Here is a 26,820-nt window from a genome sequence, read left to right on the forward strand (position 1 = left end):
CCATGCCACAAGAGATTTTAGAAAGACCACCCGGAGCTTCGTTTTTTGTGATTCTATCTTATCAAGAAGAAGGAATCCTTTTTGAGCTAAAGGCTATGGCAGAAAAACGGTTTTCTAAAATTCTCTATGAATCAGTCTCCCTTCCCAAATGGACCCCTGATGAAACAGAAAGGGTATTTGCATATCCTGGAAGGTTTACAAAAGTCCTTTCTTTTAAACAAAGAATTCACAGAGAAGAATTAGTTGAAAAAAAGAAAGAATGTTTAGAATTCCAATCTTTATTACAAAAAAAAGACCAGAGTGTGCTTCTGATTCCGGGTTACGTCACTTCGCATAACATTGTAATTGCGAAATCAAAAGATGATTTTCACCGCACTTATTTGTTCCAAGGGGTTTACTGTGAGACTGTTTATCATTTTTCTAGAAGTCAGTTGGTGGTCGCTGAATCTGCACAAAACTACTTCCGAGAAAGAGATGTGAGTTATTTTTTCAACACTCTCAGGGAATCTTATGAATTTAATAAATTCAAATCTTAATCCAATGCCAATGTCTCAAATTTGCACCAATAAAAAAATGAGAATTTTGAACCTGATTTTTTGCTTGTTGGTTTTACATTGTGGAGGGTTAGAAACTAACTCGTTTCAATTTTGTGATAACTTTAATGAACCCTTAGATTGTACAGAACCCAAAACAGAAAAAGATGTGATTTATCTTGATAAACAATTGTTTAAAAAAGAAAATCCCACCTACGAAGATTTTGGAAATTTTTTATATTTTACGGCAAGAGAAACTCCAGGGTTTCGCCTTGTATTGCCAAAACCATATAACGGAATGGGAAAAGAATCCTTTCGTTCCGGGTATGTTGCCTATTTAAAGTATGGAAATTCTTCCGAACGAATGGAAGGGAATTTATTCCAAAACAATGTAGTGGTTTCTTTTCATTATTTGGGTGCACTCTTAAAGGAAGAGTTTCGCCATAAAGGAATCGATAAGTCCCCTTTTCAATTGGAGGACTTAGGAGTCATTTTTTTGGAATACAAAGTAATGGTTCCAGGTATGGAACCAATCACCAAACAGAGAACAGTGGAACTTCGTTGGAAGTAATTCAAATGAGTGATTGTGAATTATGAATAAGCTAAAAAATGACGAAATAATGGAGATAGTCTTTCAGGTAGCTGAATCGCAAAATTTATATTATGAGCGTAGTGATTTCACCCCTTTGTGTCATTACACAACAGGAGTTGGATTAAACGGAATACTACATTCTAAAACTCTTCGAGCTAATCATGCATCAAGTTTAAATGATGTAAGCGAAATTATTAGAGCATATGAAATTCTATCAAATATCTTAAATCGTAGGACGAATGAGAATGCCAATTTAAACCTAGTTCTTGGCGAAATTAAAAAAGATCTAGATATTAGAATTAAAAACAAAATCTATCCAGATATTTTTATTGTTAGCTTTTCTAAGAAAAAAGACGATCTTTTTCTTTGGCGAAGTTATACATCTTTCAATGATGCATATTCGTTAGTTTTTACTAAAGCATTTATTGCTAGTTATTGTGGAAGTGTAGGAGCTGAACTTTTACATTGTATATACAATGAATCAAAACAAATTGCGATTTTTGAACTAGTATTAGATCTTTTCCTTCGAAAAATCGAAAAATTTTCATTAGATAATTTAGCGGAAGCAACGGAAGGTTTTTTTAATATCATTCACTTATTTGTACCTTTTATAAAGAATCCACATTTCGAAGATGAAGAAGAAATAAGGTTAGTATTAAGAAATCCAAGAGCCGATATCGATGAAAATAGAATTAAATTAGGTTTAAATAAAAATAATTTCTATAGTTATGTCAATCTCCCGATCGTTAGAAACGAAGCAAATGAAAGCTTCGAGCATGCATTGGAAGAAATTATAATCGGACCAAATTCTCGCTATTTAGAAGAGAAAAAGATTTTTGACGTAAATTTTAAAGAATTAATTAATCAAAATATCGGAAACCTCCTTAAAGGATTCCAATATACTAAATTCAATACATTGAGATTCTAAAAATACTACAACTAAGTCTAAATGATACACTTTATTTAATGCATAAGTTTTGCTCCGATTTGAAAATGGTTTCCTCCCAGCCAATGAGGAGATCTTAAAGATCCGTCACTTTTGAATGTAGAGAACCTTTGGATCAAAGATAAAATCCGTAGGTGTATAATCCAAACACAACAAAGACAATACAGAAAGTACCGTCGCTCCCACAATCGGGATAAGAAGGTTATCATCCACCAGTCCTTTGGCAGTAGTATTTGCAAAAAACTCTGTTACGCAAGCAGATAGGACAGAAAAGAATACAATATAAATGGGAGTCAAAATAAGGTTCCCTTGGTCATCCAAAATGGCAAGGAAACTTCCTGGATGAGATTTTGTGATGAGAAAGAGTGCAAGGACGGAAAATAAAAATGCAGGAATCAAAAAACCAATAATCCCTTCAACCGACTTCCCGTTGTAGAATCGATGTTTCCCATACTTACTCCCAACATAGGCTGCAAAAGGATCTCCAATGACCAAAAAGAGGATGGCAAGAATGGCTACTTCAGCGGGGAAAAACAAAACCACAAGGAAGTTGGCAAAAAAATACGGAACGGTTCCGTTGAATCTTTTTCTTTCCGATTCTTTCATCAAGAATCCAAAATATTTGTAAAAGAAGTTTTCAAAGCCGGAATGGCTTAATCGGACCAACTCCAAAACAAACAAACAGGCAAGGAGTCCAGCTAAAAGAGTTACTAGAATGGCTCTTGTTGCGTATACCAATGGGAAGGTATCTTGGAAGGGATCAAAAAAAAGAGTCACGGGAATGATGAGCCCGAGCACATGCCAAATTTTACGAAAAAAATTAAATCCTGAATTCACTGTTTACCTGCTGGGTCTTGAGGCCATTTTGAATGCTGCCTCTTCATTGTTTGCTATGGGAAATAAATTACGAACTCCTGCCATTAAAAAAGCTTGTCTAACGCTTAACGGCAGATTGACTAAGATGATTTTATGTTTGTGAAGGAAGGCTTCTTCGCTAAGAGTTTTGAATGCGATGATTCCTTGGGTTGTGACCATATTCAATTCTTCCAAATCCAGAATTACAGACCCATGTTTTAAGGAATTGAGTACTGATTTGATGCATTTCTCAGCAGTGAAGTTATTTAGGTTTCCCTGCAATTTGGTTACATACACAGTGTCTATTTTTTCAGTGGAAACTACTAAATCGTCTAAGCTCATAAAAAATTCTATTTTTCTTATTTCATTCTTGCACTCTATTGCAAGTAAATAAAACTTTTGGAAGGAGTGGAGTTTGAAGGTAACGGTTGCCCATTTATACAAAAAACTGGAAGAACTGGATCGTGATGTCGTCGAACTTAAAAAATTGACGGATCGCCTAGCTTCCGATAGGGAATATTCCCCCATTCTTAAAGAAACATTTTTATCGGAAATGAACAAATTAGAGGATCAAAAATCGGAGATTCTCAAATTAAATGTTTCTCGTTCCGAACCTTTGGCCAAAAAAGCTGCCGTCATCGCAGAAAAACCGGTTATTCCTACTCCACCGGTTTCGGATTCCAAAAAGCCCGAAAAACCTGTTCGCAAATATTAAAGAATACTGAAAATAGACAAGGATATCCAATGAATCTAAACAAACTTTTCACTCTGGGTCCCGTACTCGGTTTGATCTTCGTATCACTTCTCAATTGCTCCAAGGATTCAGAAATCCTTGCGACATTTGATGGTGGAACTGTAACACGCAAAGAAATGAACTTTGTGATTGAGGCTTCTAAAAGAGGAAACACAGAACCGCAACCAATCAGTGCTGACATCCAAGCCAAAATCTTAGAAAGTATCGCTTTAGAAAAAATCTTACTAAAAGATGCAATCTCTTCCAAAAAAGTTGCTGAAGCAGATGTTCAAAAAATTGAATCATTAGTGAACCAGTTTTTGAAATTAAACGTTTATATGCGAGAGTATGTGAAGAACGGTTTAAAAGAAAAACCTCTTGAATTTGTAAACCTTCAACTAGCGCTTGTTCGTGGTGAAGACGAAGCAACGAATTTGAAAAACGCAGAAGCTTTAGCAACAAAATTGAATTCACTTTCAGATAAAGAAATTGCAGAAGAAATTTCCAAAGTAACGGAAGATATTACAAGAAGACCAATTGCGGGAAAGTTAGAACCTTTTTGCACAAATTGTGCGGAAACTCCTTTGGAAGACATTCTAACAGAAGTAAAAAAAGCTAAAAAAGGTACTTTTATTTCTTATGCAAAAGCCGGTGAAGGTAGGATTGCCTATGTTGTTCGTTCAACAGGAACAGAAAAGGTTCACCCAGAAAGATTAAAAAAATATTTTACATCTATTTTTGATGATTTCAAAAAAGAAGCAACTGAATACGGAAAAACTCACGAAGATGCTGAAACAAAGGCTTCTGTTGCTTACTTTACTGAAGGCGAATCTGCTGACAAGGCAAACCAGTTTGCTTCTCATACAATGAAAGAATATGAGCAAGGATTGTATCAAAAAGAACTAAAACGAATCACAGAAGAAAGTGGCATAACTGTTGCGAACCTTCCTCGTTTTTCGGGTCCAAATGATATTGATCCTAAAATTTTTACTCCTAATTACTCTTTATATTCTGCTCGTGATGGAAAAAACTACACTTGGAAAGATTTAACAGCTGACTTTGAAGCCATTCCAGATGTGTTAAAACAAGAATACAAAGATGAAAAATCCAAAACTTGGGACATGTTGAATTTGTTTCAATCTACCATCCTCCAAGGAAAAATTGGAGAAACATCTAACCAAGTGCAAGATGTTGGTTCAGAGATTGGTTATATCATGCAAATGGATAAAATGAAAGTTTCTTTGGCGTTAAAATCGCTACAAGATGAAATCAAAGCCATTCCTGTGACTGTGACAGAAGCACAAATGCGAGATGCATATGAAGCAGGAAAAATGTACGCTTATGCAGATCCAGATCCTAAAAACCCACAGAATCGCATTCCTAAGCCATATCCTGCCGTTCGTGAGAGAATCAAATCGGAAATGGAAGGTGCACAAAGAAATTCCTTTATTGAACAAAAAGTCGCAGGTTTAAAGACCACTTACAACTTGGTCATTGCTTCTGATCGTTTAAAAGAAGTTACATTATAGCCCTTGTAAGATTTGGAATATGGCAAAATTTTTTTATTGAATTTTGCCATATTTGACATATTCTGACTGTTAGGGGGGATAAATGAACAATCACATTTACATGCTTCGAAAGAAGAGAGGTATCAAACAGTACGATATGGCAAGGGCACTGGGAGTTTCTCCAAGTTACCTATCCAAAATTGAGACTGGAGCCCAAGATCCGACTGAAAAATTCAAGTCGTCTTGTGCAAAATATCTCAAAACCTCTGTTGATAAGCTTTTCAACGAAAGCGCTGTGGAAGACATCTACCCTGAGTTTTCCAACGGATTGAAAAATAAACTTTGGGCAGTCCGACGTGAGTTAGGAATCAAACAATACGATTTCGCAAAGAAATTGAAGGTTTCCACTCCGTTTCTGTCAAAAGTAGAACTGGGACTTTTGGAACCACCGGAAGATTTTAAAAATCTGGTCTCCAAAGTTCTAAAAATGGAAAAAAACGAGCTATTTCTCGGCTAATTTGAAAATCACCAAAGCAAGGTGTCAAAGCCTTGCTTTTTCTCAATCTTCGACAAAAAGATTTTGTCACATAATTCCTAATACATTCAATAGTCCCTGATGAAAGAGAGACAAGTGGAACACCATGATGGCTGGGCCAGTCGTATCGGTTTGATTTTGGCTGTAGCAAGTGGTGCGATTGGACTTGGAAATTTTTTGCGATTTCCTGGGCAAGCCGTACAAAATGGCGGCGGTGCCTTTATGGTTCCTTATATCACAAGTTTCCTCATATTGGGAATTCCTGTTTGTTTGGCAGAATGGACTATGGGCAGGATGGGTGGCAAACATGGACATAGCACTCCCTTTATCTTTCGTGAATACTTAAAAGGATTCCCTCTCAAACTTTCTGGAACCATAGGCGTGATGATCCCTGTGATGATTTACGTTTATTACGTTTTTATCGAATCTTGGTGTTTGGCTTATGCTTACTATTTTCTCACAGGGCAAATGTCCCTCACTGGTTCAACCCAAGATGCGATGACAAAACAAGCTTCTACTTTCTTTATGCATTTAACTGGTGCAGAAGCAAATGGATCCAGTTTTCAGTCTCCTATCATTGTATTTTTTTTATTCTGCGTATTGTTTAACTTTTTACTTGTTTACCGTGGACTTTCCAAAGGACTCGAAGCATTTGCAAAAATTGCGATGCCACTAATGGGAATTTGTGCAACCATCATTCTCATCCGTGTTCTAACAATTCCTGGAATTGAATCAGGTCTTGCCGTTATGTGGAACCCAGATTGGTCAAAACTGACCCAACCTAAGGTATGGATCAGTGCTGCAGGACAAATTTTCTTTTCTTTATCTACTGGTTTTGGGATTGCTCTCGTGTTTTCTAGTTTTTTAAAGAAAAAAGACGATGTGGTTTTGTCGAGTCTCTCCTCTGCTTCTCTGAACGAGTTCGCAGAAGTTGTGTTTGGTGGGATGATCACCATTCCCGTAGCATTTTTATTTTTAGGAATGCAAGTTACTTCTTTTGGGACTTTTGGAATGGGATTCATTGCCTTACCTTCCGTGTTCGGAATGATGCCTGGGGGTGCCTTTTTTGGGGGACTCTGGTTTCTTGTATTGTTTCTTGCTGCCATTACATCGTCTGTGACAATGTTGCAGCCTGGAATTTTATTTTTAGAAGAAGGATTTCATGTAGGCAGACGAAAATCTTCCCTACTATTATTTCTTTTTACATTTTGTCTTTGCCTTCCGATCATTTACTTTAACAAAGATTTTGCAGCACTTGATATCGCCGATTTTTATATTGGAACCATTATGATTTACATCTTGGCCTCCATTCAAATTTTTATCTTTGTTTTTAAGATTGGAGTGGAAAACGGAGTCAAAGATGCGAATGAAGGTAGTCTCATTCCCTTCCCTAAATCAATTCAGTTTGTTTTGAAATACATCACTCCTTGGTTTTTACTTTTTATCTTTGTTTCTTTTTGTTACATGAACTTACCTGAATATTTAGATAAAATGAATCCAGAAGTTATGGGTTCCCTCGCTGAAATCAAAGGGGAAAGTGTAGAAGATGCCAAAACCAAAGCAATTGTTGCTCGTTCAGTAGTGATAGGACTTGTTTTGATTTATGGTTTTATTTATGTTTTAGTTTCCAAAGCCTTGGATCACAAAAAAGGAAAGGTGGCCACATGATTCCATCTGGGGAACTAAATTGGCAAGGAATTCTGATTATGACAATCTCTCTTGTTTCTGTAATCAGTTTAACTGTTGTTTGTATCATTCTTCTTTTTCGCAATAGGCATTAACGATTGGACGTACAATCTGTTTTTACAAACAAACTTCCAAAACTTTGGAAGGATTATGAAGTTAGAAAAGAACAAATGGAAATGGCAACTTCCATTGAGTCTGCTTTTAACACTGGCTCAAATTGGGTGATTGAAGCAGGGACTGGTGTTGGAAAGTCCCTTGCATATTTGATTCCAAGTGCCCTATTTTCATTGGAAAATGATTGTACCGTGGTTGTTTCCACCGAAACAAAATCCTTACAAGACCAATTATTATATAAAGATATCCCACTAGTAGCAGAAGCTCTTGGTGTTTCTGTCAATGCAATGGTTGCTCTTGGTGCCAACAACTACCTCTGCAAACGAAAATACAATCGAGTGATGGAACGGGGTGACTTTGGTCCAGAAATGGAATCCTCTATCCAATATTTTGTGAATTGGGAAAAACAAACTACGGCAGGAATCCGTGCAGAATATGATGGGTATTTATCGAATTCCTTTTGGAGTTCGGTTTCCCGTGAGTCTGACAATTGTTTGGGGAGAAATTGTCCCAACTTTAGTTCTTCTTATTATTTTTTAGAAAAGGAAAAATGGAAAAAAGCCAATATCCTGATAGTCAACCATCACTTACTTGCAAGTCATTTGGCTGGGGATTTTAAACTCCTCCCACCGTTTTCGCAACTGGTCATTGATGAAGCACATGCTTTCCCTGAAATTGTAGGAAAGGCCTTTGGATCTGAAATTCGTTATGATCTACTGATGAATCTCCTCCATTACCTTTATTTTCCAGAAAAACGCACAGGGCTTGTCTTAAAGCTAAAAAACGGTGAAAAGATCATGAAGTCGGTGGAGGCTTCCATTGGTTATGCGAATGATTTTTTTCGGATGTTACTTTCTGCCATCCCTCTACAATTCAATCAGTTTTCTACTCGTCATACTGAACGAATTAAATTGGATAACGGAGCATTAGAAGATACCTTAGCTGATTTAGCCTCCCAATTAGAAGGTCTTCTTTCTAAATACAAAAAAGACAGCGAGGATATGGAAGAAAAGGAAATGGCTCTTGGATTAGAGATGGTTTCCGGAAACCTAAAAAAAGCCTCTTCTTTCTTAAATGACTTCCGACTGAAATCCAATCCTAATTTGGTTTTTTGGATAGAACCGCCGCCACAATCAGCAAAAGATCCATTTTATTATTTATTCTCCCAACCAAAAAATACAGATGAAATTTTAGCAAATTCACTTTTTCCCAATATGGATTCTGTTGTGATGACCTCTGCCACCATTTCTCCCACTGCGGGAAACTTTCAGTATTTTTTAAAAGAAGTGGGAACAACTGAGGTTAAAACAAAAACACTCGCTTCTCCTTTTGCTTACAACACACACTCTCTCCTGTTTGTACCAAAACAAGTGGCGGATCCTGTCCAAGACCCAAAACGAAATAAGTCAGATCTCTCTTATTGGATTGCACGCCTTCTCAAACTTTCCGAAGGAGATGCCTTTGTTCTTTTTACATCCAATAAATTATTATCAGAACTTTATGAAGAACTAAGGGATCAGGTTCCGTATCCTATTTTTTCGCAGACAGAAATGGGACCGATTGCCGCCAAACGAGAGTTTCTTGCCAATGAGAAAAGTGTTCTTTTTGGAGTATCTAGTTTCTGGCAAGGTGTGGACATTAAAGGTGATAAACTTCGAAATGTGATTGTGACAAAACTTCCTTTTCAAGTTCCAACAGAACCGGTTCTCCAGGCAAAGATGGAAGATATGGAACGGAAAGGGAAAAGTCCCTTTTGGGAAATGCAGGTCCCTAAAACTTGTTTGCTTTTGCGACAAGGCTTTGGCCGACTCATCAGATCCCAGTCAGATACAGGAATGGTCAGTATCCTTGACCCTCGCGTTCATACAAAGTCCTATGGAAAAAACGTCTTGCAAAGTCTTCCAAAGGGAGTTCCTCTCATTACAGAATTTAACGAATTGGAAAGAAAATTCCAACTTTTGCCGAAGTCTTAACTATGAAACGAATCTATCCAATATTGGCTTTACTCCTTTCTGTTTCTCTTGGTTCAAAACCCATTCAAGATAAGGATATCTATTCCTCAGTTGTCAATTGGACAGACCTTGTTGTGACTTCTTCCGTAAAAGAAACCATTCCCAAAATTGTGTTTGATGAAGATGATCCTGAATTCTCTGGAAAAAACACTGCTACAAGCCAAGGGAAAGCACATTCCATGGCGAGGAAAAAAGCCCGAGAAAAACTCCGGGTGCGACTCAGCCAAAGGTTAGAGTCAATTTTTTTTAATGCAGATTATACCGTGTACGAATACACACAAGTGAACCAACAAGCAAGGCTTCGACTCAATTCTTATATAGGTTCAGAAAAAGAAGAATATGATTTTCAATTTGTAAAAAATGTTTTGGAAGCAAAGGCTAGTTTGCCATTGAAAGGAAAGGATGGAATCCTTGCCCATATTCCTTTTGAATACGGAACAGAACCTGTTCCTGAGTTTAGTGAAGAAGTTGTTCCGGTGGAATTTTCAGGCCTTGTAGTAGATGCACGTCATCTCAATCTAAAACATGCACTATTCCCTAAGATCCAAACAGACAGAGGCCTTGACATATACTCTCCTCTTTATGTTAAAGAAGCCTATGCGATGGAAACTGGGTACATTGTGTACAGAGAAGAACAATTAGGAAAAGGAATTGAAGCCAAGGTAGGAAAAAATCCTTATTTTGTTTTAGCACTTGCTACAGCAGGAAAAAACCAAACCGATCTAGTGATCCCCACTGACGAGGCGGCCAAGTTACTAAGCCACCCCGAAACTCGAAAAAATCTTACACGTTGCAGAGTTTTGATTTTAGTTTCTCAGTAAGAGATAAAAACATTTTTTCTGCTTTTACATAGTCTCCGTGAAAGAGATAAGCAAAACCCATGTCTTCTAAATCCTTATGAGCCAACGAACTAGTTTTTGTTTCTAATTCTGCTATTTTTTTGTAAACGGAATCATACATTTTTCGTTTTTCTTCAAAACTTGGTAGATTCAATTTACCAGGAATGTTTTCAAAAATTAAATTTGCTTCCTTATGGCGATCCAAAAAGAGAAGTGCCATACCCACAAGTTTATGAATATCGGAATCATTTAATAACTTCATGTTATCACGGAATACTTTGATCACTTCATCATATCGTTTTAAATAGTATGTTGAGATTAGTTCTTCTTTGACAAAGGAGTTATCATTCCATTGTTTTTTGTATCTTGCAATGATAGACTTCGCATCTTCATAAGCTTCTGCACGGAAGTAGATTTTGATCGCAGTTTGGATGATAGAAAAACAAAGAGGATTAGTTTGTGTGGCAAAATATAAGTTTAGATTTTTGCATGCATCCGTTGTTTTTCCAAGTTCATGATTTTGGATAGCATCAACAAGAGGAGCTAGGTTTGAGATTCCTTTTGGTGCAGCGACAGTCACTCTTCCTGTCAGTTCATACAAGGCCAAATAACCAAGATGTTGGATATAAAAGTTCTCAGGATGACGTTTTGCAAGAACAACGACATCTTCGTTTGATCCTACCTCATATAAATCCCAAGCTTCCTTCTCGATGGATGTATTTAAAACTTGGGTTGCTTGCTGTGCCATAAGGTTCCTCTCTTTCTATAAAAAGATCGGTTTGTGCACAAAATTTCCTTTAAGAAAAATTATGGACTTAGTCTGTAAATCATCCTCGGGAAAGGAATACATTCCCGAATATGGGACAAACCACAAATCCAGGCGATCACACGTTCTAGTCCCATCCCAAACCCAGCATGGGGAACAGAGCCATATTTGCGTAGGTCCAAATACCAAGAATAATCTTCAGGTGGGAGACCTTCCTCTTGTAAGCGCTCTACGATTTTTTCGTAGGATTCTTCTCTTTCGGAACCACCAATGATCTCCCCAATTCCATCCGGTGCAATCAAATCGGCAGAGAGAACGGTTTTGGGGTCATTTGGATTTTGTTTCATATAGAAGGCTTTGATGGCCCTTGGGAAATTTTGGATGAAGATGGCGTTTCCATAATGGTTTGTAAGGATTTGTTCTCTATCCGAATTGATGTCCTCACCCCAAACAATCTCTTCACCAGCAGTCTGCAAAACTTGGATTGCTTCGCCATAGTCCACTCGGGGAAATGGTTTTTTTAATTGTTCTAAAAGTGGAACTGGATCCCGGTCCAGAGTTTTTAAGTCTTCTAAAGTTCGTTCAATGGTAGTTTGGAGTACAACTTTGACAAATCGTTCTTGTAGGTCCATGTTTCCATCTTGCCCAAGAAAAGCAGTCTCTGCCTCAAGCATCCAAAATTCAGTTAAGTGCCTTCTTGTTTTGCTTTTTTCAGCACGGAAGGTGGGTCCAAAACAATACACTTTGGAATGAGCAAAGGCAGCTGTTTCTAGATAGAGCTGACCTGTTTGTGCCAGGTAGGCTTGTCCTAGATCAAAGTATTCCGTTGAAAATAATGTCCCTGCGGACTCTCCGATTGATCCTGTCAAGATGGGTGTGTCAATGAGAGTGTAACCATCGTTTCGAAAGAACTCACGGATGGCAAAAGACAATTCGGAACGCACCCTCTGGATGGCTAGTTGTCTTTTCGATCGTAGCCAGAGATGTCTATGGTTGTGTAAAAAATCTGGCCCATGTTCTTTGGGTGTGATGGGGTATTGGTGTGATTCTCCGACAACCGTAAAGGAATGTAGGAAAAGTTCCCTACCACCGGGTGCTTTGGGATTCTCTTGTAACACTCCGATGACGACTAGAGAAGTTTCTTGCGGAAGAGCTTTTACTTCCTTGAAGGTTTCTTCACCTAAAAATTCTTTTTCCGCCACTACCTGAAAAATCTTACCGTCCATCCGAAGTTGGAGGAATTGGACATGGTTGTTTCCACGGAGTCCTTGGACCCAACCTTGGAAACGAACGGTGGCAGCGGAATGGGGAGAATTGGATTGTGATGGATCTAAACTTGGAGTCATGGATGGTTTTTTCTGTTTGCCAGTTCGATTTTCTCTGAAATTTTGAACTTACAGAATGAAATCTAGCATCCTATTAGACGGTAAAGCGATTTCCGAAAAAATTCGAAATCGAATCGCAGAAACACTAGCAAAAGCTAAATCCGAAGGCAAAGGAGTTCCGACTCTTGCGACCATCCTAGTTGGGGATAACCCCGCATCCGAAACCTATGTGAACATGAAGGTTAAGGCCTGTGAAAAAGTAGGAATGGGTTCTCGTTATGTTCGGATGAAAGAAGAAACAACCACAGAAGAGTTGTTAGCTGAAATTAAAAAACTGAATGCGGATGATTCAGTGAATGGAATTCTTTTACAACATCCTGTTCCGCATCAAATTGACGAACGTCTGTGTTTTGATGAAATTGCATTAGAAAAGGACGTAGATGGTGTCACCACCATTTCCTTTGGAAAACTATCAATGAATAGCGAAGCATATTTTCCCTGCACACCGTATGGGATGGTTCTTTTGCTTCAGGAATACGGAATCGATGTAACTGGTAAACATGCTGTTGTTGTTGGAAGGTCCCCTATTCTTGGAAAACCGATGGCGATTATGCTTACAAACTTAAATGCCACTGTTACCTTATGTCATTCGAAAACAAAAAATTTACCAGAACTTGTGAAACAAGCTGACATCGTGGTAGGTGCTGTTGGGAAACCAGAATTTATTAAAGCAGATTGGATTAAGGAAGGTGCAGTCGTTTTGGATGCTGGTTATAATGTTGGCAACGTTGGCGATATTGAGATCTCCAAGGTAAAAGACAAAGCTTCTTATTATACTCCTGTACCTGGTGGTGTTGGTCCGATGACGATCTCAGTTCTATTGCTACAAACCATGTATAGTTTTTTAAATCAATTTTCTCCTAAGTTGGATTCTCATGCCTCAAACCGTTAGTTTTGACGAATGTTTTCAAACGGTTCCAAAACTAGACCCACCATCGGACTTGGATAGTTTCTGGAAAGCAGGGATAGTCGAATTAAAAAAAGTTCCGATCAAAGCAACATACAAAACTGTTTTGAAAGGATCGTTTATTTGGGAATCTCTCAATGATATTAGTTTTCAAAGTATCGACAATCACGTGTTACATGGAAAACTAGCAATCCCTCGAAAAAGAGGAAACAGGCCCGTTGTTGTTTACTTTCATGACTATTTAGCTGTTCCAGAAGAAATTCAAAAAGGATATTCCGATTTGGGTGTGGCCCAACTTCATATCACCTTACGCGGGCATGGTGAGGAAATGGTTCATGCTCCCCTTGACCCAACGACTGGAAAGGCACCCATTGGTTGGACGCCTAATTATTTTGCTCATGGACTCGATCAAAAAGAAGATTTTTACATGCGCAAACTTTACTTGGACGTAATTCGAACAATTGAGTTTTTGCGTTTGACCGACGGGATTGACGGAGACCAAATCATTTTACATGGAAAATCATTAGGTTCTGCCTTATCTGTATTTGGTGCAGCCTATTCCGATCGAATCAAAGGATTGATTCTCGAAACACCATCTTTTTGTTATATTGATAAGGACCAAATTTCTCTAAAGGGGAATCCTTGGATTCGTGAACTCACTCCCTTTTTAGAAAAAAGGGCCACTAAAAAAGTAGATTATAAAAAAGAACTGGCTTATTTCGATGCTTTGAACTTTGCCAAAAAAATCAAAATCCCTGCTCTTTTTTCGTGTGGAATGGAAGATGTGATCTCTCATCCAAAATCCACCTTTGCTTTGTTTAATCATATGAATTGTGATAAACGTATGCAGTTGTATCCAACGGAAGGAAATGAAGCTGGAAAAGACAAACAACCCCAAGCCAATTTGGAATTTGTTAAAGAAATTTTTGCTTTATGACAGTAGTTCCCTTTGTATTTCAGAATTCGAAATCAGGAAAAAAAGAATCTTTTTTACCGAAAGATCCTTTGAATGTAAGTATCTATTCTTGTGGGCCAACTGTTTATAATTTTGCTCATATCGGAAATATTCGTTCGTTTCTGTTTGTCGATGTTCTTCGCCGTTCTTTACTGCTCGGTGGATATAAGCTCAACCAATCTATGAACATCACAGACATTGATGACAAAATTATCAATGAATCGATCAAAAGAAACATTTCCGTCGAAGAATTTACAAAACCATGGACCGAGGCTTTTTTTAAAGATTTGGAAACTCTCCATGTTCAGAAATTAGAACATTATCCAAAAGCCACTGAATCCATTGAAGACATGGTAGGACTTGTTGAAACACTTCAGAAGAACGGCCTTGTTTACGAAAAGGATGGGAGTTTATATTTTTCCATTCAAAAATTTAGCCGTTATGGGGAACTTTCAAAAATCGATGTTTCCGGGATGAAGTCTGGAGTTCGATACGATGCAGATGAATATGAAAAGGATGATGTTCGTGATTTTGTCCTTTGGAAAAACCAAAAGAACGAAGAAGAAAAATGTTGGCATACGAAAATTGGAACGGGACGTCCTGGTTGGCATTTAGAATGTTCCGCCATGATACGCAAAGTGTATGGTTCAGGCGTTGACATTCATACCGGCGGGATTGACCTCCTCTTTCCCCATCATGAAAATGAAGCAGCTCAAAGTTACGGGGCTTATCCAAACGAAGAGTTTGTTGGGGTATGGTTACATTGTGAACATCTCCTTGTGGATGGAGAGAAAATGTCTAAAAGTAAAGGAAATTTTTATACCTTACGAGACATTTTGGAGAAAGGATATGATCCAAATGCCATTCGTTACCATTTGATTTCAGCACATTACAGAAGTAAGTTGAACTTTTCTTTGAGCAAATTGGAAGAATCCAAAACTGCAATGGAAAGAATTCAAAATACTATTTATAGAATATTGGATGCAGGGAAATTATGGGACGAGGTTCCAAAATCTTCAAAAGATTATGATTTTTCTGTTCCCGAATTACAGAAACTAAATTTGGAGTTTTTGAGTTCTTTAGCAGATGACTTGAATGTTCCCAAAGCACTTGCTTCTGTTTTTGAACTCGTAAGGATTGTGAACCAGTTTTTGGATTCAAATACGAAAGTTTTTGATTCTTTATTTTTAAAAGAAGCGCTATTATTGTTTTTGAAAACGAATGAACTCTTTGCTGTTTTTTCCTTTGAGAAAAAAATCCAGTCTTTAGATGGAATTGCTGAAGAGTGGATTTTGGAACAAATAGAAGCCAGAAAAACCGCAAAACAAAACAAAGATTTCTCTACTGCCGACAAAATTCGTAAAGAGTTGGAAGAAAAAGGAATCCTTCTCGCTGACACAAAAGAAGGAAAAACCACATGGAAAAAAGCCCAGTAGAAATACTTTTTGGTAAAAGAAATTTTTACGAATTTTTAGAATCTTTGGAACAGATGGCTCCGGAACGCGGTGTAAAAACCATTCGAGAAGTCATTGTCAAAGATTCAATGGGAAATGAAGAGAAACAAAGAATCCGGGGTTACATTCCTAATTCAGTAAAGTTTACAACGGTTTCCACGAGAGAACTTGATCGTATTGCCTCAGATAAAAACCACCAAGGTTATGTTATCATTCGTACAAAACAAAAATCGTTTTCGTCACTTGGGTTTGAACAATTTAAACAGAATGTAGAGGCTGGCGAAGGCCCAATTCTCATTTTGGATCGTATCCAAGACCCTGGGAATCTTGGGAATATTCTGAGAACTGCTGAATGTATGGGCGTGAAACATGTGTTAATGTCCGATCGAGATACTTCGCCAATTACTCCTGTTGTAGAAAAGGTTTCTGCGGGAGCGGTCCATCATTTACAAATCTACCGAGTTGCTAACTTGATGCACGGGATGGAATTTTTGAAAAAAAATGAATACTGGATTCTTGCCACCGATGAGGAAGGTGAAGAAGCTATTTGGGAAACTTTGCCTGATGCATCTCAAATGGCGGTCATTATGGGGAATGAAGGTGAAGGTGTTAAACGATTGTTATTAGAAGAAGCAGATTATGTTGCAAGGATCCCACTTTTTGGTTCCGTAACATCTTTAAATGTAGTGGTTGCTTGCGGAATCACTTTGGATCGGGTACAAAATGTTTCGCGTTAGGCGAAATATTATTTTTTTTGTTTTAAATCTTTTGATTGGAACTTTCGTATTTCCATCTTGTATTTACGACTTCTATCGAAAGGAATTTGTCTCCGAAGAGAAAAAAAATGACGAAGCGCTTTTACTCGCTCTTCTTGGCCTTCTGCCCAATCCCAACCAAAAGTTATATGGTTTTTTCCCTGGTTTTTCTCGGAACTTATCCGATTCACAATTTATATCTTCTGAGTTTTTCCCCAAGTCCGGAAAAAAAAAGATCGTTTTGATTCATGGCTGGAATCCTGCTGAAAGAGATTCTGATCCCATTACAAACGATGAGAAAAAAATTCAAAATATAAAAAATACATTTTCCAATGGACTGATTCACTTCCAAGAAGGCAGGGCCTCAGCAAACAGTGACTTTGATTTCTATGTATATACTTACCGAACTTCCAATAGCATTTTAATCAATGGCAAACAATTTTTTAATACGTTACGATTGAATTTTAATGATTCAGATCAGGTTTATATTGTAGCCCATTCTATGGGAGGCCTTGTGACTCGAGTGGCTTTATCTCCTGACACTGGAAACCTTCCTTTTGTTCGGTTAGTTGTCACTCTGGCAAGCCCGCAATTTGGATCTCCCTTTGCAACTCCCAGTTTTTTAGCAAGTAACCCTTTTTTAAATGACCTTGGAAATTACCTTGTGGGAACTCAAGGTGGATCCGAACTGGGATATACCAACCAAGGTGTGGGGCAATCCAATTTGAATGGGGCTGAGAATCTTGTCCTTGATGTGATCAACCAATCATATTTGAACTACAACATAAATGGAAAGTTTGTCAGTTTTGCCGGAGTAATGAGCGGTTGTAATGATGGAGAAACTTTTTATTATAATACTGGGTGTACGATTTTATCGAATGCAGGGTTTACTCAATCAGATGGAATTGTTCCTCGAAATAGTGCAAGGCTCGGAAATTTATCCTACAAACAAATTGATATAGCCGATTGTGATCATTCTATGATGGCTTTCCAAACCGTTGACCCAAATAATTCAAAAAGTATAAATCTATTCACACAGGTGATCACAGAAATTCGAAATTCTCCTTACTAAGGAGAAATATTTTATTTGATTTCGTTCTTTTGTAAAGATTTGAGAGAAAGATATAATCCAATTAGTCCCAAAAGGAATACCAAAAACCCCAAGATGAATAAACCTTCGTTCCATAACAAACACTGGACTGTATAGAGACCACCAAAAACAAAAAAAAGACCAGAAATGGTTCCAACAAGAGAAACAAACAATTCATTTGGGTAAATGATTTGTTCGCGATTCTTTTCCGTAACAAATAGTCCCTTCCAAAAAAAATAAGGAGGTTTGGTTCGGTCATAAAACTGAAACAATACATTCCTATCTGTATTTGGCAAAAAGTAAGTTGATACAATGAGTAAGATAGCGGATGAACCTGCCGTGCATAAAATGGAATAAGGAAATCCAATTTTTAAGTACACAGAAAAGAGTAAGTATAAAATAGGAGAAAGGATGAATGCAAAAATTTCTGTCCAAGCAGAAATTCTCCAAAAAAACCATCTTGCAATTAAAATAAACCCAATACCAGAAGATGCTTCCAATAAAAAAACCCAGGCACCTTTTATCGTATCCATTCCATAAACTGCCAAAAAATAAGAACAAACGGCTGTTATAATTTGAATTCCATACGAAACTTTTAAATAATATGAATCCGACCTTCCTTTTTGTAACATTGGTTTCCAGAGGTCATTTACTAAATAAGATGCGCCCCAATTCAAATGGGTGGCGAGTGTGGAAAGATAAGCTGCAAGAAATGCACTCAGCATGAGTCCCATCATTCCATTTGGCATTCCTTCTTGTAAAACCATCAGAAACCCTTTTCCACTTTCTACTTCGGTAAGATTGGGATATAAAACAATGGATACTAATGCGACTAGAATCCATGGCCATGGACGAACAAAATAATGCGCAACAACAAACCAAAGAGAACCTTTTAAAGCAGCATTTTCATCTTTGGTAGCCAAAATTCGCTGAGCAATATATCCTCCCCCTCCCGGCTCCGAACCTGGATACCAACTAGACCACCAAAGAACTGTTAGTAGAATTAAAAAATGGTCCCAAGGCAAACTTCCTTCTAAACCATTAGGAAAAAAAAGAATTTTGTTTCCATTTAGTTTCGATTTTAAGCCTTCCAGACCCCCAATAGTTGGTAGATTTATGGCGTAATAAGCAAAAAGAATACAACCGAACCAAGCTAAAAAAAACTGGAATACATCAATGTAGGATATTCCTCTGAGACCGGCTATTGAAGTGTAAAAAACACCAAATAACAATAAATAGATGAGAATATGAGAAGAAGTCATTGTTGGGAAAAAAACTGGAATAATTTTTAGCATCGCCAAATTGACCCAACCAAGAATGACTAGGTTGAGTAAAAAACCAATGACGAAGGCTTTAAATCCTCTTAGAAAATCTGCTTCTTTTCCGCTGTATCGAAGTCCAATGAGTTCTAAATCGGTAGATGCACCAGAACGTTTCCATAATCTAGAAAAAAAGAATACGGTAATAAATCCACCAACAGCCATATACCACCAGATCCAGTTTCCAGCAATCCCTTGCCCCCTTATAATCTCTGTTACAGCAAGAGGAGTGTCTGCCGCAAAAGTGGTGGCAACCATTGCAGTCCCAGCAACAAACCAAGATAAACTGCCTTCTGCTTGAAAATATTCTTTTGTGGATTTTTGTTTGGATCTAAAACAAAAAAGAAGAAGGAGAATGATTACAAATGGGAAAAGAAAAAAAACAAAATCAAGTGAATGGAAGGAAATCATAATCTCACTTTGATTCCCATCTCTTTCATTGTTTGTTTAGTTTCTTGGATCGAAAATTCTCCAAAATGAAAAATAGAAGCAGCTAGTACTGCATCTGCTCCCCCTCGGAGAATGACTTCTGCCATATGTTCCGGATTTCCTGCACCACCGGATGCAATGATCGGGATGGATAGATTGGATGTAAAAGATTTCATAAGTGTGATATCAAATCCATCTTTGGTACCATCTTTGTCCATTGAAGTTAGTAAAATTTCACCAGCACCCATTTCAAAAGCTTCCCTACCCCAATCCAATGCCTCTCTACCAGTTTCTATGCGTCCACCATTGAGATATACTTCGTATCGTTTGCGTTCGGGATGAAATTTGACATCGATCGCACAGACAATACATTGGGATCCGTAAATTTCACTAGAATCTTTCAGTAGTTTTGGATTTTGAAAAGCGCTTGTATTAATTGAAACTTTGTCAGCTCCTTTGTTTAAAACTGCTTTCACATCTTCTATGGTACGAATTCCTCCACCTACTGTGAACGGAATAAAGAGTCGATTTGCCACCTGCTCCACCAAATGGAGAAGGATATCTCGTTTATCAGAAGAAGCAGTAATGTCCAAAAAACAGAGTTCGTCTGCTTTGTTTTCTTCGTAAGCGACTGCGCAGGAGACCGGGTCACCTGCATCAATTAGGTTAACAAATTGAACACCTTTGACAACCCTTCCTCCTTTGATATCCAAACAAGGAATGACTCTTTTGGTAAGCTCATCCATGTTAGATGATCTCGGTAGGAAGAGGTAGTTTGCAGATTTCTAATTCAGAAACCGATTTGGCATAACTTAGAAGTTTTGATTCATCAAAATGTGAAGAAGTAATTTGTAAACCAATGGGAAGGTTTCCTGAATCCAATCCTGCAGGACAACTGATGGCAGGGACTCCAGCTAAGTTAACTGAAGTGGTAAGGATATCCGCTTGGTACATTTGGATTGGATCTTTGGTTTTTTCCCCTACTTTGAATGCTGTCGTCGGTGAGGTTGGTTGAAAAATAATATCGACTGACTTAAAGAATTCTGCATATTGTTTGCGAATGAGAACTCTTGCTTTTTGAGCTTTTCCGTAATACGCATCATAATAACCAGAACTTAAAGAAAAAGTGCCGAGTAGAATTCGGCGTTTGACTTCTGGACCAAATCCTTGAGTTCTAGATTCAGAATATAAATCATCCAATTTACCTGCGCCTTCTTTTCTTAATCCATATCGAATTCCATCAAAACGACTTAGGTTGGAAGAACATTCTGCAGTAGCGATTAAATAATAAACTGGAATTGCATACTTTAATAAAGAAAAATCAAGTGGAACAAGAATTGCCCCCTTCGATTCAATTTCTTTTAATATATCCGTATAACGTTTGTTTACATCTGGTGAAAAATTGAATTCTTCCGTTTTCATCACACCAATTCGTTTCCCTTTCCAATCAATGGAAGAAACTGAATTTGTTTCAAAGGAATCTACTTTTGCAGTCGTTTGGTCTTTGTGATCCAATCCAGAAATAATCTCTAATAAGTCTGCAATCCCTTGTAAATCATTTGAAAAAGGTCCAATTTGGTCGAGGCTAGAAGCATAAGCCACAAGTCCGTATCTGGAAACACGACCATATGTAGGTTTTAAACCCCAGATTCCACAGAGTGCCGCAGGTTGTCGGATGGAACCTCCCGTATCGGAGCCGAGAGAAACCGGTAACATAGAAGCTGCCACAGCCGCCGCAGAACCGCCGCTAGATCCACCTGGGATTCTGTTTGTATCAAAAGGATTTCTTGTTGTTTGGAAGGCACTGTTTTCTGTAGAGGAACCCATGGCAAACTCATCCATATTAAGCCTAGGAAACAAAACAAAACCTTTTTCTTTTAGCTTTTGAATGACTGATGCATCGTATGGTGAACGAAAGTTTTCTAAAATATGAGAAGAACAAGAAGTAATTTCACCAGTAATACAGATATTATCTTTGATTCCAATGGGAATTCCATCGAATTCGGAAAGTAACTTTCCTGCTTTTCTTCGATTGTCGCTTTCTTCAGCATGGGCTAAAATTCGTTCCTTATTGAATTCTAAAAAAGCTTTCACCTTTGCATCTGTTGATTCAATTCGTTTGATATAAGCTAATACTAGTTCTTTGGAACTAATACTTCCATCATTAAGTTTTGTTTTGATCTCAGAATAAGTGAGAAAAATTAAGTCTTTCATGTTTCAATCACCTTTGGAACCACAACATATCCATTTTCATAAGCAGGAGCAATTTTTGCTAAATCGTCCCTTTTTAAACCGTTTTCAGCTAAATCTTTTCTTAATTCATAAAAGATTTGTTCATAAATTTCATCATCACCTACACTGGAAGTGTCTAGGTTTTTGATTTCGTCCACATATTGTACAATCCGAGAAAAGTCACCTAACATGGAAGATACTTCGGCATCATCAATGTTAAGTTTTGCCAAATTAGCAATGTTTTTTAATTCTTTTTCATCCATAAGTTTTCCTCAGTATGCATTCCTATCAATAATAGCTTTTAAGGGAGTTAATAAAATAATTTTAATATCGAGTAATAAAGACCAGTTCTCAATATAAAATATATCTGCTTCAATTCGTTTTTCAATGGAGGTGTCTCCACGAAATCCTTGGACTTGTGCCCAACCAGTAATGCCTGCTTTAGCGGCATGCCTTCTCATATATTGCAAATGTTCGTTTCTGAATTTTTCAACATAAAATGGACGTTCAGGCCTTGGTCCTACAACTGACATGTCACCAATTAATACATTAAAAAATTGCGGTGTTTCATCTAATGATAATTTCCTAAGGACTGCGCCAACCGCAGTCACCCGAGGGTCATCTTTGATTGTCCATAAAGTATCAGACTTTTCTTTGGTTTGTACGACCATGGATCGAAACTTTATCATACCAAAAACTTTGTTATCAAGACCAACTCGCTCTTGTTTGTAAAAGATCGGACCTTTACTCGTTAGTTTTACAAGTAATGCGATGACCAAATAAAAAGGACTAAATAATAAGATAAAAAATAATGAAAACAGGATATCAAAGATTCGTTTTAAAACTAAATTATATCCCAACCGCAAAGGTATATTTCTGATAGAAATAATTGGAATCCCATCCAGAACTTCCACCCTTCCTTTTGCAGTTACAATTTCTTCATAACTGGGAATTACTTTTAAATCGATACCATGAAAATCAGCAATATCGATGACTTCTTTTAAAGAATCCCCTTCTTCGTGAGACAAAGCATATACAATTAAGTCAATGTTGTTTTCTTCTACATAAGATTCTAATTTGTTTGTTGTTGTGACTGTATGTATTTTTTTGGGAGCTAAGTTTTTTTTCCCTGCAACAAATCCTTTCACCATATATCCATAAATGGAATGTTTTTTGATGGTTTCAGAAAAGTTGATGGCTGATCTTCCTGTTCCGATGATAAGAACCGATTTTAAATTGAATCCTCTGCTTCGTAGGTATTGCATAAAAGTACGCAATATAAAATGAGAAAAGGAAGTGAGGATGGTTGTACAAATTGCAAAATAACCAATAACTAATCTGGAAAAACTTTCTCCTCGAAAGAAAAACAAAAGAGAAAGAACCACAAGTAAATTTAAAATAACACCAGTAATGATAGCAAAAAGTTCATCAGAAAAAGATAAACCTCGTCTTGGGTGGTATAAGTCGATAGAAAGAAAAGATAAAACTTGCGAAAACCCGAGAACGATCCCTAAGATAAGATAATTTACAGGATCAATTGTTTGGATTTGGAAACTTGAATCAGGAGAAAGGTAATATCGAATCACATAAGCACAAACAAAACTTGTCAGTGCAATAAAGAAATCTGTTACAATGAACAGGAGTTTGAAGGATTGGCTTCTTTCTTTTAACATGATAAACTCGAAAATTATTCCGTTAAGTCTGTTGTCGTTCCGTCCAGAGGACGTTTGCGGAATCTATACAAACGAACCCGAGTGGCTTGTGCCGATGACGATTCGCCAAAACTGAAATTGGTTAAGTTAACAGAAAAGTATACAGATTGGTCGTAAAAAGTCAATTGGTTGTTCATTGCAAGACCTCCTGGTAATGCTCTTAGGTTCATACTGTAACCTAAACGGTATTCCCAGTTATGTAAATCCAACTTCAAGGTCATCATGAACCGATTGATATTAAAAACAGTTTTTTGTCTTTGTGTTTGGCCTTGGGCACCAGTTCCTGCCGCCAAATCTTCCCAAATGGTAGTTTGGTCATAATTGGTTCCCGTTTGTGATGTGTATAGTTCAGGACTGGTATTCATTGCATAGAATTGTCCCTGTGCAAGTGCTGTCAAACGCCAAGGTTCAGTCACTCGTGAATCTAGTTCTAATTCAATACCCGAATATCTTGTTACTTTTACATCGGTTTTAAAGAAAAATCGGTAACTGTCTAAATAACTATCTTTATAAACATGATACCAAGTAGATCCAATTTCTAAACTTCGAAATGCACGAATGATAGGCCAAGAAAACCCACCCATTTTATAAGATACGGTTAAGTTATTTGATAGCGATCTGTTTTGTGGAGTATGATGCACATAATCATTGTTAATGAATACACCCGAATAAAAATTACGTTTTCTTTCCAAAAGACTTGGTCTGCGTGTTGTAAATCCATCCACAAAATCAAAGAATCCACCCACTCGAACAACCGTATAATACCAACGTTGCATATTCGTAAGGCCAGGATTGTATGCAGAAGAAAACTGACGTAAATCACGAATGGTTCTAACAGAAATATCCCAGTCATTAAGTGCATAACTTTCTAAGGAAAACTCAGCTTCGTGTTGTCTTAAATTTCCAAGAATAGGGTCTTTTGCTTCTGCTTTGTCAGCATCCAAACGACGATAAGTAGTTGATAAAAAGATTTCTGGAATCCCCATACGAACTGTATGGGATTGGCGAACATACTGATAAGATTGTTGTTTTAAAAGTGTTGCATACGCTTTGTTCACATCACGATCAGGGCTGTTTAAATCATTACCCGAACCAGGAAATTCCACTGTTTGTTTTGTTGCTCCCATATAAACGGAAGGTGTGAACGACATATATGCGCCCATTGCAATGGGAGAACGAAATCCAGTTTCTCCGATTACATTGGTTTGAGATCGCAAAACAAAATCTTGGTATTGGCTTCTTGGATCAACCACACCAGTAGTTGGATTCGTTTTTTGTTGCGGAACACCATATATCCGATTGATGTTGGTTTGAAATAATAAATCCCAATAGATTGGACTTGTTGTTCCGGGCACCAAACCAATATTACTTGAGTTTCTAATTGTTACTGCTGGTAAGGTGTCTTGTGCAGCAAAATATTGGTTTGCTTGGATTTGATACACAAGTGTACGGCTCATGGAAATACCAACGCTTAAATCACCTCGGTTTTCCGTATAATTTAAGTTCCAATTGAGTAAGTTACGAATGAGTCCAAAACGAACATCTCTATATGTGTATAAGGACTGTAAAGAATTGGAAGGTTGGTATCTATTTCCAAATTCATAATCAAACTGACGATTGCTATAGTTTTCATATTGTAATTGAACGTTTCTTGTGTAGTCACGAGAAAAATCATTGAATTTAGCGTTCAATCGAATATCTGTTTTCCACCAAGGGTCATAGTTAACGCCTGTATTGCGATAAGGCAACCCAGTATTGGGAAACATTTCCCCTCGATCTACGTTGTTTGTGACCGCTACGTTGCCCAATCCGTTATTTTTAAATCGATCTTCATAAACGGGAGTAATGGCAGTGTTTTTATAATTTGCGTAACCAAGATTAATATTATAATTTAAAAAGGGAGATAGTTTCCACATCTCTAACTGAGCTGCCTGGCCAGTTTTTTCATACATATCAAATCTAAATTTATATCCATTGGCAAGGAAGATACTGTTCGGATAAGAATCAGACCATTGGTATGAGTTTTGCCAAAACCAACCTTGTGTATTGTTTTTACCAATTTGTGTTGTAACTCCATTTCCTGATTCGGAGTTATACAAAACAGGTAGCCAAAATAAGGATGTTCCCCCTACTTTATAGGAAACACTATATGCTACTACGGATCGATCATCATGTATAAAGATTTTTTTTGCCTGGAATGATTCATGTGGAAGTTCCGCATTACAAGCAGTAAAGTATCCCATTTCCAATAAGTAACGTTTTTCATCTAATCGTTTTATTTTTTGACCAATGAAATGAGAAGGAAACATACTCAACTTTGAATTATAAACAACACCTTGGTTGATTTTTAAATCATAGATCATCCGGTCGCCGTTTACTTTGGCTGATCCGTCTTTGTATTCTACTCCACCTTCGGCATAAATTTCTTGGCGATTGGCATCAATCGAAACTGAATCAGCAACAAGTTCACCGGATCTAATTTTTAATCGAACCTTACCACGAAGGACAAGGACCCCACCTTTTGTTTTATCAATGTTTAAAAGTTGTCCTTCCGCTGCGTTTTGAATTTGAATGGGAGGACCTTTTTTGGTTTGAGAACTAAGAAGAGATTCGGGAGTTAAGTTTTGTTCTTCTTCTGGGACAAGAGCCTCACGGAGTCTTTCCCTTTTTGTGTAAATGGTTCCGGATGGATTGAGTCCTAAATTGCGAAGGTTGTCTTCCACTTCGCGATCTGACATGGAATCAACAGATTTTCTAACAAGACCTCTTTGGACTTGTGCCGTAGTTTGTTTTCTTTCTTCTTCCTGAGCATTTTTTGTCTGTCCAGCTTGTTCTGGAAACAGAAGTTTTAGCCCGTTGATATCCTGCGCCAGAATTTCCATTCCGAAGAGAAAACCATAAAATAATATGAAGAAACGAATGGATTTTTGCACAGCGGGCTTTGAAAGTATAGAACGAGAGTTTTACACCGGGCGAAAAAATCAATGGAAAACCAGGCAGAATTTCGGACTCAGGTCCCGTATTTTAACGGAAAAAGAAGTTGCAGAACGATTCATGTAATGGACATAATCAAAAGGCTCAATCATTGGGCATCCGGGAGTTTTGAATGGCAAAAACCTACTCTGGAGAGCGTATTCCTGGTACTTTGCGGTACAATCTCAAAGTCAGAGAAGGAAGTACGGAACATTGTTTTATGGTCCCCGAACCCACCATCCAAATCCCCATGGAGGGTTTTGGTCCAGATGAGAGTGCCAATCGGCTGGCTCTTGCCATCCTCCTTGATTTCACAAAGAATCCACAGACATCATTTTTGTATTATAAAGACTTTAATTTTTTTCTAGCCGGTTTGTTTTTAGAGGACAACTGGATGTTACATTCCAGTCGAATTCAGTTATTTTTTAAATTATTAGAAGAAACTCCGCAGTTACCCAAACCTCTTGTTTTGGGTAACCGTTAAACAAAC

General features: G+C 37.5%; 25 protein-coding genes. 15 read left to right on the forward strand and 10 right to left on the reverse strand.

The annotated features are described in order from the left end of the window. Window positions 1–2: 2 nt before the first annotated feature. The 3 genes from EHR01_RS04115 to EHR01_RS04125 are packed head-to-tail and all read left to right on the forward strand — an operon-like array spanning window position 3 to window position 2,053. Window positions 3–536, forward strand: coding sequence for a DUF4416 family protein (locus EHR01_RS04115; protein WP_135693339.1), 534 nt, complete (start codon window positions 3–5; stop codon window positions 534–536). Then, entirely contained in the window at window positions 511–1,104 is a 594-nt protein-coding gene (locus EHR01_RS04120; RefSeq protein ID WP_135693341.1) for a hypothetical protein, read from the forward strand. Before EHR01_RS04115 ends, EHR01_RS04120 begins: the two co-directional genes overlap by 26 nt. Before the next feature lie 22 nt (window positions 1,105–1,126). After that, window positions 1,127–2,053 (forward strand): DUF2971 domain-containing protein, encoded by a 927-nt coding sequence (locus EHR01_RS04125; protein ID WP_135693342.1) that lies wholly within the window; start codon window positions 1,127–1,129, stop codon window positions 2,051–2,053. Window positions 2,054–2,158: 105 nt separating this feature from the next. Here EHR01_RS04125 and EHR01_RS04130 read toward each other — a convergent pair whose 3' ends face one another. Together EHR01_RS04130 and EHR01_RS04135 are read right to left on the reverse strand one after the other, a co-directional pair. Further along, window positions 2,159–2,908 carry a diacylglycerol/polyprenol kinase family protein gene (locus EHR01_RS04130; protein ID WP_135693343.1) on the reverse strand — a complete coding sequence of 250 codons (750 nt, stop codon included), beginning with the start codon at window positions 2,906–2,908 and terminating at the stop codon, window positions 2,159–2,161. 3 nt (window positions 2,909–2,911) lie between these two features. Beyond that, entirely contained in the window at window positions 2,912–3,268 is a 357-nt protein-coding gene (locus tag EHR01_RS04135) for an STAS domain-containing protein (protein ID WP_015680691.1), read from the reverse strand. Window positions 3,269–3,341: 73 nt separating this feature from the next. Between EHR01_RS04135 and EHR01_RS04140 the strand changes: the two genes are divergently transcribed. From EHR01_RS04140 to EHR01_RS04165, 6 genes are all read left to right on the forward strand, one after another. Beyond that, window positions 3,342–3,641, forward strand: coding sequence for a hypothetical protein (locus EHR01_RS04140; protein ID WP_135693344.1), 300 nt, complete (start codon window positions 3,342–3,344; stop codon window positions 3,639–3,641). 29 nt (window positions 3,642–3,670) lie between these two features. Continuing rightward, window positions 3,671–5,188, forward strand: a complete 1,518-nt coding sequence (locus EHR01_RS04145; protein ID WP_135693346.1) for an LIC12015 family putative lipoprotein — start codon at window positions 3,671–3,673, stop codon at window positions 5,186–5,188. A gap of 100 nt (window positions 5,189–5,288) precedes the next feature. Continuing rightward, complete coding sequence (locus tag EHR01_RS04150; protein ID WP_015678327.1) at window positions 5,289–5,684, forward strand: helix-turn-helix domain-containing protein; 396 nt, start codon at window positions 5,289–5,291, stop codon at window positions 5,682–5,684. Window positions 5,685–5,783: 99 nt separating this feature from the next. After that, window positions 5,784–7,370: a sodium:neurotransmitter symporter family protein gene (locus EHR01_RS04155; RefSeq protein WP_135693347.1), complete on the forward strand. Its 1,587-nt coding sequence runs from the start codon at window positions 5,784–5,786 to the stop codon at window positions 7,368–7,370. 116 nt (window positions 7,371–7,486) lie between these two features. After that, the gene (locus EHR01_RS04160) at window positions 7,487–9,475 is read left to right on the forward strand and encodes an ATP-dependent DNA helicase (RefSeq protein WP_135693348.1); all 1,989 of its coding nucleotides are present in this window, start codon (window positions 7,487–7,489) and stop codon (window positions 9,473–9,475) included. Between the two features lie 2 nt (window positions 9,476–9,477). Beyond that, a complete protein-coding gene (locus tag EHR01_RS04165; protein WP_135693349.1) occupies window positions 9,478–10,335 on the forward strand; it encodes a hypothetical protein in 858 nt (285 codons plus the stop codon). On the opposite strand, the gene EHR01_RS04170 is transcribed toward EHR01_RS04165, so the two are convergent. Together EHR01_RS04170 and asnS are read right to left on the reverse strand one after the other, a co-directional pair. After that, on the reverse strand, window positions 10,298–11,101 hold the full coding sequence (locus tag EHR01_RS04170) for a hypothetical protein (protein WP_135693350.1): 804 nt from the start codon (window positions 11,099–11,101) through the stop codon (window positions 10,298–10,300). The genes EHR01_RS04165 and EHR01_RS04170 overlap by 38 nt on opposite strands. A 59-nt stretch (window positions 11,102–11,160) precedes the next feature. Beyond that, a complete protein-coding gene (gene asnS, locus EHR01_RS04175; RefSeq protein WP_135693351.1) occupies window positions 11,161–12,465 on the reverse strand; it encodes an asparagine--tRNA ligase in 1,305 nt (434 codons plus the stop codon). 55 nt (window positions 12,466–12,520) lie between these two features. Between asnS and folD the strand changes: the two genes are divergently transcribed. The 5 genes from folD to EHR01_RS04200 are packed head-to-tail and all read left to right on the forward strand — an operon-like array spanning window position 12,521 to window position 17,647. Continuing rightward, window positions 12,521–13,396 carry a bifunctional methylenetetrahydrofolate dehydrogenase/methenyltetrahydrofolate cyclohydrolase FolD gene (folD, locus tag EHR01_RS04180; RefSeq protein WP_135693353.1) on the forward strand — a complete coding sequence of 292 codons (876 nt, stop codon included), beginning with the start codon at window positions 12,521–12,523 and terminating at the stop codon, window positions 13,394–13,396. Beyond that, window positions 13,380–14,348: an acetylxylan esterase gene (locus EHR01_RS04185; RefSeq protein ID WP_135693356.1), complete on the forward strand. Its 969-nt coding sequence runs from the start codon at window positions 13,380–13,382 to the stop codon at window positions 14,346–14,348. Before folD ends, EHR01_RS04185 begins: the two co-directional genes overlap by 17 nt. Further along, a complete protein-coding gene (gene cysS / locus EHR01_RS04190) occupies window positions 14,345–15,802 on the forward strand; it encodes a cysteine--tRNA ligase (protein ID WP_135693358.1) in 1,458 nt (485 codons plus the stop codon). Before EHR01_RS04185 ends, cysS begins: the two co-directional genes overlap by 4 nt. After that, entirely contained in the window at window positions 15,784–16,557 is a 774-nt protein-coding gene (gene rlmB, locus EHR01_RS04195) for a 23S rRNA (guanosine(2251)-2'-O)-methyltransferase RlmB (protein ID WP_135693359.1), read from the forward strand. Before cysS ends, rlmB begins: the two co-directional genes overlap by 19 nt. Continuing rightward, a complete protein-coding gene (locus EHR01_RS04200; protein WP_135693361.1) occupies window positions 16,544–17,647 on the forward strand; it encodes an esterase/lipase family protein in 1,104 nt (367 codons plus the stop codon). The genes rlmB and EHR01_RS04200 overlap by 14 nt, the downstream gene beginning before the upstream one ends. Window positions 17,648–17,658: 11 nt before the next feature. Here the strand turns inward: EHR01_RS04200 and EHR01_RS04205 are convergent, their stop codons facing one another. The 6 genes from EHR01_RS04205 to EHR01_RS04230 are packed head-to-tail and all read right to left on the reverse strand — an operon-like array spanning window position 17,659 to window position 26,239. Beyond that, on the reverse strand, window positions 17,659–19,395 hold the full coding sequence (locus tag EHR01_RS04205) for a sodium:solute symporter family protein (RefSeq protein ID WP_135693362.1): 1,737 nt from the start codon (window positions 19,393–19,395) through the stop codon (window positions 17,659–17,661). Continuing rightward, the gene (gene hisF / locus EHR01_RS04210) at window positions 19,392–20,159 is read right to left on the reverse strand and encodes an imidazole glycerol phosphate synthase subunit HisF (RefSeq protein ID WP_135693364.1); all 768 of its coding nucleotides are present in this window, start codon (window positions 20,157–20,159) and stop codon (window positions 19,392–19,394) included. Before hisF ends, EHR01_RS04205 begins: the two co-directional genes overlap by 4 nt. 1 nt (window position 20,160) lies before the next feature. Continuing rightward, entirely contained in the window at window positions 20,161–21,627 is a 1,467-nt protein-coding gene (gene gatA / locus EHR01_RS04215) for an Asp-tRNA(Asn)/Glu-tRNA(Gln) amidotransferase subunit GatA (RefSeq protein ID WP_135693366.1), read from the reverse strand. Continuing rightward, window positions 21,624–21,908 (reverse strand): Asp-tRNA(Asn)/Glu-tRNA(Gln) amidotransferase subunit GatC, encoded by a 285-nt coding sequence (gene gatC / locus EHR01_RS04220; RefSeq protein WP_004788751.1) that lies wholly within the window; start codon window positions 21,906–21,908, stop codon window positions 21,624–21,626. Before gatC ends, gatA begins: the two co-directional genes overlap by 4 nt. Window positions 21,909–21,917: 9 nt before the next feature. Beyond that, entirely contained in the window at window positions 21,918–23,318 is a 1,401-nt protein-coding gene (locus EHR01_RS04225) for an undecaprenyl-phosphate glucose phosphotransferase (RefSeq protein ID WP_135693368.1), read from the reverse strand. A 14-nt stretch (window positions 23,319–23,332) separates the two neighbouring features. Continuing rightward, window positions 23,333–26,239, reverse strand: a complete 2,907-nt coding sequence (locus tag EHR01_RS04230; RefSeq protein WP_135693370.1) for an LPS-assembly protein LptD — start codon at window positions 26,237–26,239, stop codon at window positions 23,333–23,335. A gap of 224 nt (window positions 26,240–26,463) precedes the next feature. On the opposite strand from EHR01_RS04230, the gene EHR01_RS04235 reads away from it, so the two are divergent. Continuing rightward, window positions 26,464–26,814, forward strand: coding sequence for a hypothetical protein (locus tag EHR01_RS04235; protein WP_135693372.1), 351 nt, complete (start codon window positions 26,464–26,466; stop codon window positions 26,812–26,814). The last annotated feature ends 6 nt before the right edge of the window (window positions 26,815–26,820 follow it).

Source organism: Leptospira mtsangambouensis (assembly GCF_004770475.1).
GTDB lineage: Bacteria > Spirochaetota > Leptospiria > Leptospirales > Leptospiraceae > Leptospira_A > Leptospira_A mtsangambouensis.